This is a genomic window from Chryseobacterium sp. RLHN22 (genome assembly GCF_051011795.1).
Classification (GTDB): Bacteria; Bacteroidota; Bacteroidia; order Flavobacteriales; family Weeksellaceae; genus Chryseobacterium; species Chryseobacterium zhengzhouense.
Genome location: NZ_JBPCHW010000006.1, coordinates 92,346 through 108,266, shown reverse-complemented (window position 1 = coordinate 108,266; position 15,921 = coordinate 92,346). Strand labels below are relative to the sequence as shown.

Below are 15,921 nucleotides of genomic sequence, written 5' to 3'. Positions count from 1 at the left end.
AAAGAAATGTATAGTTTTTCACCAAAATTAAAATCAGCTTCTATAATCCTTCTTGTTGCAGGTTTAGTTTTATTTGCTGCAGGTTATTTTATGAACCATGGTTTGGATGATGCGAAGATCAGTGCAATGATGGATGCTGTTCATGCTTCCGGTCACACCGCTCCTACGCACTCAAGCGAAATGGTTGGACCGCAGGATCATGATTCTCACCTGGAGCATGCAAAATTACAGGTTCACAATTCGCCATTAGCATCAATTCATTTTGTAGCAGTATTTTTCTTCGGAGTTAGCTGCTGTGTATTGTTCTTCTACTGTATTCAACATGCTGCTCATGCAGGATGGCCAATCATCATTACGAGAGTAATGGAGGCTATTGCTTCATATATTCCTTGGGGTGGTGCTATTTTGATCATCATTATGATTTTAAATATTACTCATAACGGTCACCTTTTCCACTGGATGGATCCTGAATTGACAGACCCTGAATCTGCACATTTCGACGTAATCTTATTCGAAAAGAAAAGATTCTTAAACATTCCTTTCTATGCCATCAGAACAATTATCTATGTAGTAGGTGCTTCGTTCTTCGCTTGGAAACTTAAGGCAATGTCTAAAAAAGTTGACGAGACAAAATCAAAAGTAGATTATCAGTTCCTTTACAGATGGGCGGTAGGATATATTGCATTCTTCGGATTTGCATCTGCAGCTTGGGCTTGGGATTGGTTGATGTCTATTGACCCTCACTGGTACTCTACGATGTATATCTGGTACTCTATGGTGAGCTGCCTTTCAAGTGGAATTGCTGTTATCATTTTATTAAGTGTTTTCCTTAAGAAAAATGGTTTCTTACCACAGTTCAATGATAACCACTTACACGATTTAGGAGTTTTCCTTTTCGCTACAAGTATGCTTTGGACGTACACATGGTTTGCTCAGTTCATGCTATATTGGTATGCCAACGTACCGGAAGAAGTTAATTACTTCTTCGGAAGATTCCAGCATTACTCTTCTACTTTCTTACCAATGCTTATTGTAAACTTCTTATTACCGCTATTGGTTTTAGTGAGCAGCAGCATCAAAAGAAACTACAAAGTAGTAACAGTTATGGCAATTGTAGTAATCTGTGGTCACATCTTAGATTATTTCAATATGGTAATGCCGGGAACAGTAGGACCTTACTGGAATACTCCTGAAGTATTATTGTTAGTTCTTGGTTCTATCTTATTTGTAGCCGGATTGTTCATGTTTACGGTGCTTTCAGCATTAGCTAAATTGAAACTAATTCCTACAGGAAACCCTTACCTACACGAATCTGAAATTTATGAGTATCCTTTCTAAGGACTTGTAACAAAATAATCTTAAAAGAGACTGATTTTTATATTCAGTCTCTTTTTTTTTCATTAAACTCAATTTAAAAAATAAAACAGGCAACCTTTTCGAAAATCTGTTGTCTTAATAATAGACATAAAACAACTAACTTTTCAAAATAATTTAAAAACCATGAAAAAAACTTATCTGTTAAGCTTCCTATTTATCATTTTATTCGGCTTGTTCAATGCACAGACCATTAGTTTTGTTTCTGAAAAAACCGGACAGCCATTGCCAAAAGTTGTGGTCTTCGGAAAAGATGGAAATATTCTGGCGACTTCCGATATCGACGGAAAAATTGAAAAGTCCTCTCTAAATGCTGATCAGGAAAAATTTCAGCTGGTTTATGATAATATGGCTATTGCAAAACTTTCATTTGATGAAATTAATAAAGATGTTGTAAAGCTGAATGATCGTGTAAAAGACATTGAAGCAGTAGTCATTAAAAACAGTAAACCTGCAAAATATGTTTTTGTAAAAGGAAATTTTAATGCTTATGTGACCGTAAATGGTAAACTGAATTGCTACGTAGACGGAATTGCAACTTATATTTTTGATAATAAAACAAAGAAACTGAAAAGCAAAAACATAGAACAATACAGAGTATTCAGATTAGAAAATCCATCAACTGACAGAAAGCAAACAAGTCTTTTGGATTACAACGCATTTTTAGACCTTCCTCAACTTCCGAATGTTGGAAACATTGATGAATATAAAAACAGAAAAGCAACCATTAAAGAACTGAAAGGAAATATAAAAGACGAAATAGAAATCAGCGGTAGTGCATTACAGGAAAAAGAGATGGCTCTTTTCGGTTACAGACTGTATGATATAAAAGCATTGATCAATCATTCTTATGAAAAAGACTCAAAAAAAGATTTAAGAGACTTCCTTGAATCTAACGAAATTGGTTACATTAAATTTAAACACAAAAGTGAACCGGAATATAACCAGCTTATTTCCTATAAAAACTTTTATCCTACAGAATTGGATTTCAGCGATGACAATGATATCGAAGGAAAGGTTAAATTGAACAAAAACAACAGCAACTATTCTTCAAATTACTGGCAGGATTCTTCTTTCCCGAATATGCAGGCAATTTTTGCTTCATTTTTTAAAGAAGATTTAAAAGAAAAAGAAAACAAAAAATAAAAAATCGGTATTAATAAAGGTTTTACTAAATTTGCCATAAACCATTATTAAAATGAAAAAGTTTTCTTTGCTACTCATGTTCAGCCTGTTACTTTTTACATCGTGTAAAAAAGACAGCGTAGATGCTACGACTACCCAGACTTTACAGTCGAGTATCAACGATATGGCATCCAGTCTTACCACCATTAAGCAGATCAAATTCAATGAAGCGCTTTATATTCTGAAGACTTTCGGCGTAGAAGCTGAAGGCGACGTGAACGAACTAAAAGCTTTAGGACAGTTGATCAACGGTAAAAAAGTACCCGAAATTTTGGCAATGGCCGACGAAGTAGCACAAAAAAATGGGATTGAGTGGGCAAGTACTGCTCCGCCTTCATTAGGAGAGATGAATATTTTCGGTGACGAAAAAGCCAAAGAAAGCGATCCGAATGATGTAAGAGCAAGCTCATTAAGCATTCTTACGAGACTTGGCGGTGACGAAGGAAATGGCCCGACTTCTATTCAGATTGTACCAAGATTGGTTGATAATGCAGGCAACCCTATTGCTTTTACAGGTGCAGCTCTTGAAACAACTTTAGAAGTATTTAGTAACGGAGTAAAGCTTTCTACGGCTAAAAATTTGATGCAGGATAATAATTTTAAAGGTTTCAGTGTCAAGTTTTCTTCTTTGTTAGCTTCAAAAATATTTGATAATAAAATTGATGTAACTGTTTCCGTAAAAACAACAGCAAAAACATTTAAAATGTCTAAAATCGGTTTGGATGTAAATCCTTCTGCTTTAAAAGTTCCGGAAGCGCCAAAAACTGATTCTACAATGGTTATTCAGGATCCTGCTGCAATTGATCCTAGTAATCCGGTTCCACCAACAACCACTGATCCTACAGTTACAACTCCGGCTCAACCAAAACAGCCGACTGCAGATCCAAAAGCAACGGTAAACAAGTTTTTAAGCAATGTGAGTTCTCAAAACTTAAAAGCGGCATTCGACGCATCAAGTAATCCAAGTTGGGGAAGCTATGAATCGTTTTCAAATCCTACTTCAGGTTTTGGAGCGATTAAAAATGTAAGTGTAAAAAATGTGACGACGAATGCTTCTACAGCAAATTCATCAAGTGTAAGTGCTACTTATGATGTTACGGATAAAAATGGGAGAACAACCTCTCTAAAAGCAACATTTGGTCTTAAAAATGTTAACGGAGAATGGAAAATTTCAAGTTATAAGATTAATCCTTAACAAATGGCATCGCAGGAACTTATTGCAAAACTGGAATCAACCATAGAAAATATCCCTGATTTTCCGATTCCCGGAATTCAGTTTAAAGATATCTCTCCGATTTTTCTTGACCCTAAATTGTATGAAGAAGTCATTGAAGATCTGGTAAAGTTCAGCAAAGGAAAAGTAGATGCAGTCTGCGGAATTGAAAGCCGTGGTTATCTTTTCGGAATTGCAATCGCAGTTGCTTTAGAAGTGCCGTTTATTTTAATCAGAAAAAAAGGAAAACTTCCTCCACCAATCATTTCAGAAAAATATGACCTGGAATACGGAAGCGCAGAAATAGAAACCAGGGAAGGACAAATACAAAAAGGACAGCGAATTTTAATTCATGATGACCTTTTGGCAACCGGAGGAACAACAGAAGCGGCGGCAAAATTAGTTCAGAAACAGGGAGCAGAAGTGGTACAGTTTAGTTTTTTAATCGGCTTAAAAGGTTTGAATGGCAATGAAAAGTTGAAAAAATTCAACGCTGAAATTTATCACACTTTAGAATATTAAACAGAAATTGTGTCGCTCCTACGGAGCTCAACAAAAATCAAACAATAACAATTCAGAATTGATATTTCGAATGATTTGCACATCTTTATTCTCATTTCACAATAATTCTGAGAAAGATTTTGTAAATCACTAAGAAACAATTAAATTTGCAGTTCAATTTTTTAAAAATTTATGGCAAAATTGGGAAAGAATGCTCAAAACGAGCAAGAAGGCAAAGAAACAGTGGAATTCTTTAAAGACCTTGACAGAGAGGCTTTAAACACAGAAAGATTCCTGGAAAAATATCAAAAACCATTAAGTGCCGTATTTATAGGTTTGGTTGTTGGAGTTTTGGCTTATTTCGGATACCAGCAGTTTGTGGTTGCTCCTAAAAATGCGGAAGCTGTAAAGACATATCTTGCAGCACAGAAAAACCTTACGGAAGGTAAAGATAAAGAAGCTTTAGGTGGGAAATCTGCAGCTAACCCAGGATTTTTGGGAACTTATAACGAGTATTCTTCAACCAAAGTGGGTAAACTTTCTGCTTACAATGCAGGTTTGCTTAAATTTAAAGAAGGAAAATTCCAGGAAGCTTATGATCTTTTAGATAAATTTTCTTCAGACAATAAAACCTTAATGGCAATGAAGTTTGGAGTAATGGCAGATGCAAAATCTGGTCTTAACAAAAATGATGAAGCTTTATCTTTATTAGACAAAGCGGCAACAGCTTCAGACGATCCCTATACTTCTTACTACTTTACAAGAAAAGCGGGTATTGTGGCATTAGGAATGAAGAAAAATGCAGAAGCTAAAAAATACTTTACTACCATCGACGAAAAATACCAGGATTACGACAACGGAATGTCTGATTCTTATATCGAAATGTCTAAATATTTAAACTAAAATATGGCAACAGTTAATCTTTCAGATTACAAGCCACTTCATATTACCAATGCCGAAGATTTTTCTATCGGCATTGTTTTTTCTGAGTGGAATGATTTTGTAACCTACAATCTGCGTGACGCAGCTTTGGAAATCCTTGAAAAAGAAGGAGTAAAAGCTGAAAACATAAAACAGTTTTCCGTTCCCGGCGCTTTCGAATTAAACTATGCGAGTATGCAGCTCTGCAAGGAACGGAAGTTTGATGCAGTAATTGCTATCGGATGTGTAATCCGAGGAGAAACTCCACATTTCGATTTCGTTTGCGATGCCGTTGCACAGGGAATTAAGGACTGCAATATCTTAACAGACACTCCGACTATTTTTTGTGTGTTAACGGACGACACTAAAGAACAGTCAATTGCAAGAAGTGGTGGAAATTTAGGAAACAAAGGTGTCGAAGCGGCTGTAACGGCTTTAAGTATGATTAATTTCAAAAGAAGTCTTTCCGACAAAAAAGGAAATATCGGCTTTGGACATTCATAAAATTCCAATACATTTAAAGAGGTAAAGGGGGCTGTAATGCTCCTTTTTTATTGACATAACTTTAGTAAATTTCTTTTATCATATTTTTTTTTAGAAATAAAAGAATTGATAATGATAATAATTTTAAATTTACATAAAAATAAATACAAAATATGAAATGGACTGACGACAGAAGCGGCAACGTAGACGACAGACGTGGCTCCGGAGGCGGTGGTGCAATTGTGGGCGGTGGATTGGGAACAATTATTATCGCAGCAATTGTATTTTTCTTAGGAGGAGATCCTTCTGCTATTCTTTCTTCCGGTGGCGGAAGCCCGCAAAGGACCGAACAAAGAGAGCTAACTCAGGGCGAATTGCAGGTTGGCGAATTCATTAAAATGATTACAGCAGAAAACGAGCAGACCTGGGCTCAGATTTTTAAAGATAATGGTTTACAGTATAGACCTGCGAAAGTAGTTTTATTTGAAAGTGCTACAAATTCGGGTTGTGGAACCGCTCAATCAGCCATGGGACCATTTTATTGTCCGGCAGATCAATCGGTGTATATGGACATGAGTTTTTTCCAGGAATTGCAGAAAAATTTTGGAGCTAAAGTCACAGAATTTACGATTGCTTATGTAATGGCTCACGAAATGGGACATCACGTACAAAATCTTTTGGGAACTTTAGATAAAACAGACCAACTGAGAAGAAGCGGAAAATACTCGGAAGCCCAATTGAATCAGGTTTCTGTAGCTACAGAACTTCAGGCAGATTTTTATGCAGGACTTTGGGCCAAATATTCTAATGAAAGAGAGCATTTTCTTGAGCCGGGAGATTTAGATTCTGCCATTGAAGCAGCGGAAGCAGTCGGAGATGATAACATTCAGAAAAGATCGCAGGGATATGTAAATCAGGAAAGCTTTACGCACGGTTCATCCGCACAGCGTAAAGAATGGTTCATGAAAGGATATAATGCAACAGATATTAAACAGGGCGATACGTTCAGTCAGCTTTTAAGATAAAACAAAAACCTGAAGAAAATTCTTCAGGTTTTTTACTTATTTTAACTCAATGGGATTGCTGTTGTTTTTAGCCTCTTCTTTTATCCTGTCTTCCATTCTTTTTCGCATTTCCGCAGGATTTTGATCTCCTCCCCCGTTTCTGCTTCTTGGTGCATTAATTCCTCCACTTCCGCGCTGACTGTTCATAAAAGCTGTCGGATCAGACTTATATTTTTCCTGTTGTTTTATGTAATCCGTACGTTTTACTTTCATTACATTTCCGAAAGTATTCATTTCAGGAAAATCAGCGATTTTATAATTTTTCATTAAATCAAAAGAATAATCTCCCGTAGAATCTTCCGCTTTCACCACTAAACCGGGAAGTCCGCTGAATTTATAAGGACCATCCTGATAAGGAAGATCTGTTGTAAACCAAGCCGTCCATCTTCTTCCGCCAAAATCCGCTTCAGCTTTCTGCACTTTATAATCTCCTATTTTCGTAGTTTCAGATAAAATTTTCCAGTTTAAAGGACGTTCTTCCTCGTAAGTATAAATATCTCTTCCGATTCTGTCTTTGTAAGCCGTTTTCTGATCCTTTTTATTTTTTTCGATAGAATAATTAATCACAGATCTTAAACTTTCCATCTGATCCCTGTTGAAGCCTCGTGCTCCACCACTCTGGAAATTCGCACGCATTACGGAATCTCTTTTTATTCTGTTTTCAGAATAAAACATGGATTTATCTGCTGAGATGTCCAAATAAGCATTCTCAGTCTTAATATCGCTCTTATCAGCTGCATTTGGTTTCATAGTAACCTGATATACAAATCTATTGACCTGTGCAAAAGTAACCTGAGCCAATAAGACCGTTATAAAAACACCAATTTTTTTCATTATTTTCCTGATTTATAGTTTTGATTTTAAATAATACTCAAAGTTAAACCATCGATGATAAAAATTGATAAAATAAAAACACCGATTTTTATATACTGATTATTGTTCGTATTTTTGCATGATAAATCATTCTAAATAAATACAATGATAAAGGTTTCAGATCAGGCAAAGGTAAAAGCAGTTCAGCTGATGACAGAAGATGGCTTTAACCCTGCTGAAGATTATATAAGAGTTGGGGTAAAAAGCGGTGGTTGTTCAGGATTAGAGTATGTTTTAGGCTTCGATAATAAGCAAAACGAGACAGATCAGATTTTTGAAGACAATGGTATTAAAATTATCGTTGAAAAAAAATCAATACTTTACCTGGCGGGTACTACTTTAGAATATTCCGGAGGTTTGAATGGAAAAGGATTTGTTTTTAACAATCCGAATGCATCCAGAACGTGTGGTTGTGGAGAGAGTTTTAGCTTATAATTAGACGTCGGAAATTAGATTTAAATTTAAATCTAAAATCTTACTCTAAAATCTATTAAAATGAGTAAATATACTGAAGACGACCTTAGAGTCGATTTAGAAAATAAAAAATATGAATTTGGTTGGGAAACCAAAATTGATTACGAAGATTTTCCGACAGGTTTAAACGAAGATATCATCCGTGCAATTTCTGCAAAAAAAGAAGAGCCGGAATGGATGACAGAATGGCGTTTGGAATCTTACAGAATCTGGTTGAAAATGACTGAGCCAACCTGGGCAAACATTAAGTACGAAAAACCAGATTTCCAGGCAATTCGTTATTATGCAGCACCAAAGGTAAAATCTGAGCTGGCTAGTTTAGATGAAGTAGACCCTGAATTATTGAAGACTTTTGAGAAATTAGGAATCAACATCGAAGAACAGAAAAGACTTTCAGGAGTTGCTGTCGATATCGTGATGGATTCTGTTTCTGTAAAAACAACATTTCAGGATACATTGGCAGAAAAAGGAATTATTTTTTGTTCAATTTCCGAAGCAATAAAAAATCATCCTGATTTAGTTAAAAAATACCTTGGAAAAGTAGTTCCGAGAGGAGATAACTTTTATGCAGCTCTGAATTCCGCAGTATTTTCTGACGGAAGTTTTTGCTATATTCCAAAAGGGGTAAGATGTCCTATGGAATTATCAACTTATTTTAGAATCAATCAGGCAGGAACAGGTCAGTTTGAAAGAACGCTTGTTATTGCTGATGAAGGAAGTTATGTTTCTTACCTTGAAGGCTGTACCGCCCCGTCGAGAGACGAAAACCAGCTTCACGCTGCCGTTGTAGAATTAATTGCTTTGGATCATGCTGAAATTAAATATTCTACTGTTCAGAACTGGTATCCGGGAAATGAAGAAGGAAAAGGAGGGGTTTTCAATTTCGTAACGAAAAGAGGACTTTGCGAGTACAAAGCAAAAATCTCCTGGACTCAGGTTGAAACGGGTTCTGCCGTAACATGGAAATATCCTTCTTGCATCTTGAAAGGAGACAGCTCGATTGGTGAGTTCTACTCTATCGCAGTAACCAACAATCATCAGTATGCCGATACGGGTACGAAGATGATCCACATCGGAAAGAATACAAAATCAACGATTATTTCTAAAGGAATTTCTGCGGGAAAATCTCAAAACTCATACAGAGGACAGGTAAAAGTAATGCCTTCCGCAAAAGGAGCGAGAAACTTCTCACAGTGTGATTCTTTGTTGATGGGTAATGAATGTGGCGCACATACTTTCCCTTATATTGAAATTAAAGATCCGACTGCACAGTTGGAACACGAAGCTACAACTTCAAAAATCGGTGAAGATCAGATTTTCTACTGTAATCAAAGAGGGATTGATACAGAAAGAGCAATCGCATTGATTGTAAATGGTTTTAGTAAAGAGGTTTTAAATAAACTTCCAATGGAGTTTGCTATTGAAGCCCAGAAATTATTGGAAATTTCTTTGGAAGGAAGTGTCGGATAATTATATTAAACATTAAGAATTTAAGTTCCTGAAAAACCTAAACTTTTTAATGTTTAAAGTTTAAGGAATTAATAAATTAATTCTGTTTAAAAAATTAAGTTAACAGATGACCAAAACAGAAGTAACCCAGCTTTCTTACGATATTGTAGGATATGCTATCAAAGTTCATAAGGAATTAGGACCTGGCTTGTTGGAAAGTGTTTACGAATTGTGTTTGGCATATGAATTAAAGGAAAAAGGATATTTAGTTGATCAACAAATTACTACAAAAATCAATTACGGAAAAATAGAAATTGAAACTCCGTTAAAAGTAGATCTGCTTGTAAATGAAACTATTATTGTAGAAATTAAAACAGTTGAAAAGTTATTACCTGTTCATCAAGCTCAGTTAATGACTTATATGAAGATTTTGAAAAAACCTCAAGGACTTTTGATTAATTTCTATACAGAGAACATCACAAAGTCAATGATTCCTTTAATTAATGAATATTTTTCTAAACTTCCAGAATGATTTTAAAATTCAGAAGTAAAGAGAAATGACTTAAAAAACTTAATTAAAATCAATTTTATTGATTTACTTAAAGAAAAATAACACATTAAGATTAAACTTAAATTCTTAATGTTTTAAAATAAAAATAATATTTCCTCGCTAAGTGTTAGATTTTTTGCTAACCTTGCGATAATTTATATAAATTAAAATGTTAAATATTAAAAACTTACACGCCAGAATTGAAGATGGCGCTCAAATTTTAAAAGGTATCAATCTTGAAATAAAGCCGGGTGAAGTTCACGCAATCATGGGACCAAACGGAGCCGGAAAATCTACGCTTTCATCTGTAATTGCAGGAAAAGAAGATTACGAAGTAACTGAAGGCGAAATTATTTTCGAAGGCGAAAATATCATCGAAGATGCTCCTGAAGAAAGAGCTCACAAAGGAATTTTTCTTTCGTTTCAGTATCCGGTAGAAATTCCGGGAGTTTCTGTGACCAATTTCATTAAAGCTGCTTTAAATGAAAACAGAAAAGCAAACGGATTGGAAGATATGCCTGCCAAAGAAATGTTGGCCATGATTCGTGAAAAATCGGAGAAATTAGGTATTAAAAAAGATTTCCTTTCAAGATCTTTGAACGAAGGTTTTTCGGGAGGTGAGAAAAAAAGAAATGAGATTTTCCAGATGATGATGCTGAATCCTAAATTGGCTATTTTGGATGAAACGGATTCAGGATTAGATATTGATGCTTTAAGAATCGTTGCAGACGGTGTAAATGCTTTCAAAAATGAAGGAAATGCCGTTCTTTTGATTACGCATTATCAAAGATTGTTAAATTACATTCAGCCTGATTTTGTACACGTTTTAGCAAACGGAAAAATCATTAAAACTGGCGATAAATCTTTAGCATTAGAATTAGAAGCAAAAGGTTACGACTGGCTTTTGAATTAATTTGAAATTCGATATTTGAAATTTGACATTGTGGGAACAATAAATAATTTTGAGGATTTAGAAATTTGGAAGAGTTCAAGAAGCTTTTGCCAATTAATATATCAAAATTGCCTACAGAATGAAAAATTTCTTAATCACGATAAATCACAAATCGACAGAGCTGCTGCTTCAATAATGGATAATATCGCTGAAGGCTTTGAAAGAGAAGGAAATCGTGAATTTGTCAATTTCTTGACAATATCTAAAGGGTCTGCTGCTGAAGTTCGATCTCAGTTGATAAGAGCTTACGACAGACAATATTTAGACAGTGAAACATTTATAAAACTTAAAAATGAAAGTATTGAGATTTCAAAAAAACTTTCGGGATTTATTACTTATTTGAAAAATTCAACTCATAAAGGAAATAAATTTAACCGAAATGATGATTAGGACGAGTCTTGCCATCCACAATTTCAAATCTCAAACTTCAAATTTCAAATATGTTATCAGAACAAATTTTAAACAATCACAGCGAATTTCTTAGTACCCTTCGCCATCGTTTTTTAGATGAAACGAGAGTGGAAGCATTGGGGAAATTTGCTCAGATTGGCTTTCCTACAAAGAAAGACGAAGAATATAAATACACCAACATCAAAGAAATCATCGAGAAAGATTATAATTTTTTCCCGAAAGAAAGTCACAATATTACCAAAGAACAGCTTGATGAGCTGCATTTGGGAGAAGAAAATTTTGACTGGATTGTTTTTGTGAACGGTGTACTTCACAAAGAGCTTTCTAAGATTTCTATTGAAAACGCAGAGTTTTTATCCTTCAATTATGCATTGAATGATGAGAATCATAAAGATGTTTTCGATAAATACTTCAATACGATTGCCGCAAAAGATTTAGCTTTCACCAATTTAAATCAGGCATATTGTAAGTATGGATTTTTCCTGAAAGTGCCTAAAAATGTGGTCATTGAAAAACCAATACATGTTTTTTATCTTTCACAAAATCAGGAAGAAAACACATTCTATAACACAAGAAATCTATTAATTGTAGAAGACGGAGCAAAAGTGGAAGTCATTGAAAGTCACCATAATTTTGATGAAACGTATGTTTTCACAAACTCTGTGACTGAGATTTTCACATATCCAAATGCAAAAGCAGATTGGCATAAACTTCAGAATGATAACGATACTTCGTATTTGGTCGACCATACTTTCGCAAAACAGGAAAGAGACAGTTTAACAACGGTCAATACATTCTCTTTCGGAGGTAAAATCGTCAGAAATAATTTGGATTTCATTCAGAACGGATCAAATATCAATTCTTTCATGAACGGAATCACAATTATCGGAAAAGAACAGCTGGTAGATCATCATACTGCGGTTCACCACAATCAGCCAAACTGTGAAAGTTATCAGAATTATAAAGGTATTTTTAAAGATAAATCTCACGGAGTTTTTAACGGAAAGGTATTCGTGGATAAGATTGCTCAGAAAACAAACGCTTATCAGCAGAATAACAACGTTCTTTTAAGCGAAGGGGCAACCATCGACACAAAGCCCCAGCTGGAAATTTTTGCTGATGATGTGAAGTGTTCTCATGGTTGTACCGTTGGTCAGCTTAACGAAGATGCTTTATTCTATTTAAGAGCAAGAGGAATTTCTAAAAAAGAAGCGCAGGCTTTATTATTATTTGCCTTCGCAAATGATGCTATGCAGAATATCGACATCGAGCCTTTGAAAGAAAAAATTTCAAAACTTCTGACAGAAAAATTGGAAGTAAGTATTGAGTTTTAGTCTTAAGAATCATAATAAAATAATGGGCGATCACTTTTTGCGATCGCCCATTATTTTTTGTTTATTATTTTTTCTGCCACCACTGGCTGTCTTTACGGTCAGAGCGTTTTACACCATTATCAATATTGTATGCAAAACCAATTCCGAGCGTCTGTTTCAGCTGCGTTTTCTGAATCTGGTTATGATCGTACATTAAATCTAAAGTGACAATTGACGATACAAATCTGTTGATTTTCATATTCAGGAGCATATTATAGGACAAAACCATATGATCCGGATTCTCTAAGTAATTTGAAAATATAGATCCGGTGTTGGTCATTTCGATATTCTCCATGAGTTTCACTTTGTAAATTGCAGACGCAAGAAAACCCATTTGCATCAGGAAAAAATCTCCATCAGATTTTAGACCATAATTTCCTGCGAGCTGAAGCTCTTTATCAAGTACAAACGTAAACCTTCCATTGGCAGGTCTTAAAGTAACAGTAAGATTCTCATCAGGTCTGTAAGTGATCCCGACACCGGCATTTACATATCCCGGGGCCATGAAATTAGATATTTTTTTTGCTTCAGGATTATTACCGTCCTCAAAACCTCCTGAAAACTGAGAAAGCAAACTCGCTCCCGTAGAAACATACCAACTTTTGGAAAACTGAAGACCGTAGTTGGTGGAAATATTCAAAACATCCTGTGTTTTTCTTGTGCCTACTCCCTTTGTTGTATTTTGTCCGTAATTTAATATAATAATATTCTCCCAAAGGTTTCTGCCTTTTTCGTAAACCAAATTATAGTTGGCACTGGCAAGCCAGCCTACGTTATTAGCCCCACCGCCAACCCAGTTGGAAAAAGCAGCTTGATTAAACATAACACTGTTTTTTGCAATTACGGACCAGTGCCGCGGCTTCTTAATGGTGTCAACTGCTGCGGAGTCACTGATAACAACCTGAGCAAAAGAACCGAAACCTAAATACATAAAAAATAATACAAGAATCTTTTTCATTAAGCCTTTTTTCTTCATAGGATTGATATAAAACTGAATCTTTTGACTCCATTTCGAATCAAACAGATTCTATTCAAAACCAAATGTATTACTTTTTGTCTCAAAAGACAACCGTAATATGAAATCATCGCCAAAATTTCCGAAATTTATACTTGGCTTTTGATTTGACGAAATTTATATATGATTAAAAATATAATTCATAAAAAAGCGGTTTTTGCGCCGCTTATTATGCTGGCTGCCATGTGGCTCGGTTTTCTTCTACAGTCCATTGGTTTTTTCTCAAGTTGCTTTGGTGCCATCATTCCGCTTCTCCCTGAAGGTTTGCTTGGAATTATAACATCTCCTTTGTTACATGGAGGTATTGATCATATTGTAGGAAATTCCATACCTATTACCGTTCTGATGTTTTTGCTTTATCAGTTTTATTCCGAAGTTGCCACGAAAGTTTTTATCATGGGCTGGCTTAGTACAGGGCTTCTGCTTTGGCTTCTTCCACCGATTGATATGATGACCGGAGAATACCTTTACACCTGTACCATCGGAGCAAGCGGTGTTGTGTATGTTTTGGCGTTTTTCCTGTTTTTCAGTGGTGTTTTCAGATGGAATATGAAACTTCTTACCATTTCGCTTTTGGTTGTTCTTTATTATGGAAGTTTAATTTGGGGAATGTTTCCCGAAGAATTATTTTATACTATGGAAGAACCAAGCAAAATATCATGGCAGGCTCATTTATCGGGAGCTTTAATGGGAAGTGCAATGGCTTATATTTTTAAGAGTTCCGGAGAGAAAAAGAAAAAGTTTATTTGGGAATTTCCGAATTATTATAGCGAAAAAGACGATAAACTTTGGCAGGATTACAAAGAGAACCATCCAGAAGACTTTATGGAACTACCCTATAAAAAAAGAGATGATATTTGGGATCATCTTGAAGAATTAAGAAGAAAATAAAAACTGAAATGAGTACATTTGAATAAAATAAACACAGATGTACACTGAAGAACAATTATATTCTATTGCTTTACGAAAATGCAGCCTGATTGGTGATATTACCTTCTACAAACTTGTAAAAACTTTTGGCAGTGCCAAAGCTGTTTGGGAAACATCAAAAAAAGAGCTAAACAAAACCGACGGAATCGGAAAAAAAATTATTGCCGACATCGGAAATCCGGAACATCTGAAGTTCGCTGAAAAAGAAATTCTGTTTTGTGAAAAAAATTCGGTTCAGATAAAACTCCGTCATCAGAATGAGTTTCCCGATTTGCTGAATGAATGCGATGACGCACCTGCCATTCTCTACCAAAAAGGAAACTTTAATTCGAATTTAAAAGCAGTAAGTATTGTTGGTACGAGAAATAGTACTCCTTATGGAAAAAAATTCATTGAAGATTTTTTTTCAGAAACCAAAGATTGTAAGTTTCAATCGGTAAGTGGATTGGCCTTAGGAGTTGACAAAGAGGTTCATGATTTTTCTATTCAGAATAAAATTCCTACCGTTGGTGTTTTAGCACATGGTTTTCATACCCTTTATCCATCTAAAAATAAAAAACTTTCAGAAAAAATATTAGAAGAAAACGGAGTCTTATTCACTGAATTTAATTCTTCACAAAAACCTGACCGCGAAAATTTCATCCAAAGAAACAGAATTGTTGCAGGGCTCTCTCCTTCCACCATCGTAGTAGAAACTGCTTTTGGAGGCGGCTCAATTTCTACCGCAACGTTTGCAAACAATTACAATCGGGAAGTTTATGCACTTCCCGGGAGAATTACCGATAAATACAGCCAGGGGTGCAATCAACTAATTTTGCAAAACAAGGCTACTGTCATTTCGACCTTAAAAGATTTAGTTGATCTATTAGGTTTTAATCAAAGTTCAAGTAAAATTGAAGAGCTTTTTTCGTCCAGTGAAATTTCTATTCAATTAACTGAAAATCAGGAAGCCATATATAAAATCATTAAAGATAATCCGAACATAAACTTAGATGACTTGGTAGAGAAGATTTTGCTCTCCTCACACAAAATATTACCGATAATTCTTGAACTCGAACTTTTGGGTAAAGTAAAATCACTTTCCGGGAGACAATTTATAGCAATTTAAGAATTAACGATTTCTTAATATTTCATTATTTCACAAATAACATTT

At 35.1% G+C, this 15,921-nt stretch carries 17 protein-coding genes; 15 read left to right on the top strand and 2 right to left on the bottom strand.

Going from position 1 to position 15,921, the window contains the following annotated elements:
• Positions 1-6: 6 nt before the first annotated feature.
• The 7 genes from ACR1PN_RS08150 (at position 7) to ypfJ (ending at position 6,702) form a co-directional block, all read left to right on the top strand.
• Entirely contained in the window at positions 7-1,338 is a 1,332-nt protein-coding gene (locus ACR1PN_RS08150; protein WP_433979631.1) for a quinol:cytochrome C oxidoreductase, read from the top strand.
• Between the two features lie 162 nt (positions 1,339-1,500).
• Positions 1,501-2,520, top strand: coding sequence for a hypothetical protein (locus tag ACR1PN_RS08145; RefSeq protein WP_433979630.1), 1,020 nt, complete (start codon positions 1,501-1,503; stop codon positions 2,518-2,520).
• 52 nt (positions 2,521-2,572) lie between these two features.
• A complete protein-coding gene (locus ACR1PN_RS08140) occupies positions 2,573-3,754 on the top strand; it encodes a hypothetical protein (RefSeq protein WP_433979629.1) in 1,182 nt (393 codons plus the stop codon).
• A 3-nt stretch (positions 3,755-3,757) separates the two neighbouring features.
• Positions 3,758-4,294 (top strand): adenine phosphoribosyltransferase, encoded by a 537-nt coding sequence (locus ACR1PN_RS08135; protein WP_433979628.1) that lies wholly within the window; start codon positions 3,758-3,760, stop codon positions 4,292-4,294.
• 171 nt (positions 4,295-4,465) lie between these two features.
• Entirely contained in the window at positions 4,466-5,176 is a 711-nt protein-coding gene (locus ACR1PN_RS08130; RefSeq protein WP_433979627.1) for a tetratricopeptide repeat protein, read from the top strand.
• A gap of 3 nt (positions 5,177-5,179) precedes the next feature.
• Entirely contained in the window at positions 5,180-5,698 is a 519-nt protein-coding gene (ribH, locus tag ACR1PN_RS08125) for a 6,7-dimethyl-8-ribityllumazine synthase (protein WP_378175997.1), read from the top strand.
• A 152-nt stretch (positions 5,699-5,850) separates the two neighbouring features.
• On the top strand, positions 5,851-6,702 hold the full coding sequence (gene ypfJ, locus ACR1PN_RS08120; RefSeq protein ID WP_433979626.1) for a KPN_02809 family neutral zinc metallopeptidase: 852 nt from the start codon (positions 5,851-5,853) through the stop codon (positions 6,700-6,702).
• A 36-nt stretch (positions 6,703-6,738) separates the two neighbouring features.
• On the opposite strand, the gene ACR1PN_RS08115 is transcribed toward ypfJ, so the two are convergent.
• Positions 6,739-7,575 carry a GLPGLI family protein gene (locus ACR1PN_RS08115; RefSeq protein WP_433979625.1) on the bottom strand — a complete coding sequence of 279 codons (837 nt, stop codon included), beginning with the start codon at positions 7,573-7,575 and terminating at the stop codon, positions 6,739-6,741.
• Between the two features lie 144 nt (positions 7,576-7,719).
• On the opposite strand from ACR1PN_RS08115, the gene ACR1PN_RS08110 reads away from it, so the two are divergent.
• From ACR1PN_RS08110 to sufD, 6 genes are all read left to right on the top strand, one after another.
• On the top strand, positions 7,720-8,049 hold the full coding sequence (locus ACR1PN_RS08110) for a HesB/IscA family protein (protein ID WP_378175988.1): 330 nt from the start codon (positions 7,720-7,722) through the stop codon (positions 8,047-8,049).
• Between the two features lie 60 nt (positions 8,050-8,109).
• Entirely contained in the window at positions 8,110-9,558 is a 1,449-nt protein-coding gene (gene sufB / locus ACR1PN_RS08105) for a Fe-S cluster assembly protein SufB (RefSeq protein WP_433979624.1), read from the top strand.
• Between the two features lie 106 nt (positions 9,559-9,664).
• Positions 9,665-10,069 carry a GxxExxY protein gene (locus ACR1PN_RS08100; RefSeq protein ID WP_433979623.1) on the top strand — a complete coding sequence of 135 codons (405 nt, stop codon included), beginning with the start codon at positions 9,665-9,667 and terminating at the stop codon, positions 10,067-10,069.
• A 187-nt stretch (positions 10,070-10,256) separates the two neighbouring features.
• Positions 10,257-11,000 (top strand): Fe-S cluster assembly ATPase SufC, encoded by a 744-nt coding sequence (gene sufC, locus ACR1PN_RS08095; RefSeq protein ID WP_378175979.1) that lies wholly within the window; start codon positions 10,257-10,259, stop codon positions 10,998-11,000.
• A 15-nt stretch (positions 11,001-11,015) separates the two neighbouring features.
• Complete coding sequence (locus ACR1PN_RS08090; protein WP_433979622.1) at positions 11,016-11,429, top strand: four helix bundle protein; 414 nt, start codon at positions 11,016-11,018, stop codon at positions 11,427-11,429.
• A 50-nt stretch (positions 11,430-11,479) separates the two neighbouring features.
• A complete protein-coding gene (sufD, locus tag ACR1PN_RS08085; RefSeq protein ID WP_378175972.1) occupies positions 11,480-12,784 on the top strand; it encodes a Fe-S cluster assembly protein SufD in 1,305 nt (434 codons plus the stop codon).
• Between the two features lie 64 nt (positions 12,785-12,848).
• Here sufD and ACR1PN_RS08080 read toward each other — a convergent pair whose 3' ends face one another.
• The gene (locus tag ACR1PN_RS08080) at positions 12,849-13,781 is read right to left on the bottom strand and encodes a DUF3078 domain-containing protein (RefSeq protein WP_433979621.1); all 933 of its coding nucleotides are present in this window, start codon (positions 13,779-13,781) and stop codon (positions 12,849-12,851) included.
• Positions 13,782-13,961: 180 nt separating this feature from the next.
• On the opposite strand from ACR1PN_RS08080, the gene ACR1PN_RS08075 reads away from it, so the two are divergent.
• Both ACR1PN_RS08075 and dprA read left to right on the top strand, forming a co-directional pair.
• Complete coding sequence (locus tag ACR1PN_RS08075; protein ID WP_433979620.1) at positions 13,962-14,729, top strand: rhomboid family intramembrane serine protease; 768 nt, start codon at positions 13,962-13,964, stop codon at positions 14,727-14,729.
• A 37-nt stretch (positions 14,730-14,766) separates the two neighbouring features.
• The gene (gene dprA / locus ACR1PN_RS08070; protein WP_433979619.1) at positions 14,767-15,876 is read left to right on the top strand and encodes a DNA-processing protein DprA; all 1,110 of its coding nucleotides are present in this window, start codon (positions 14,767-14,769) and stop codon (positions 15,874-15,876) included.
• The last annotated feature ends 45 nt before the right edge of the window (positions 15,877-15,921 follow it).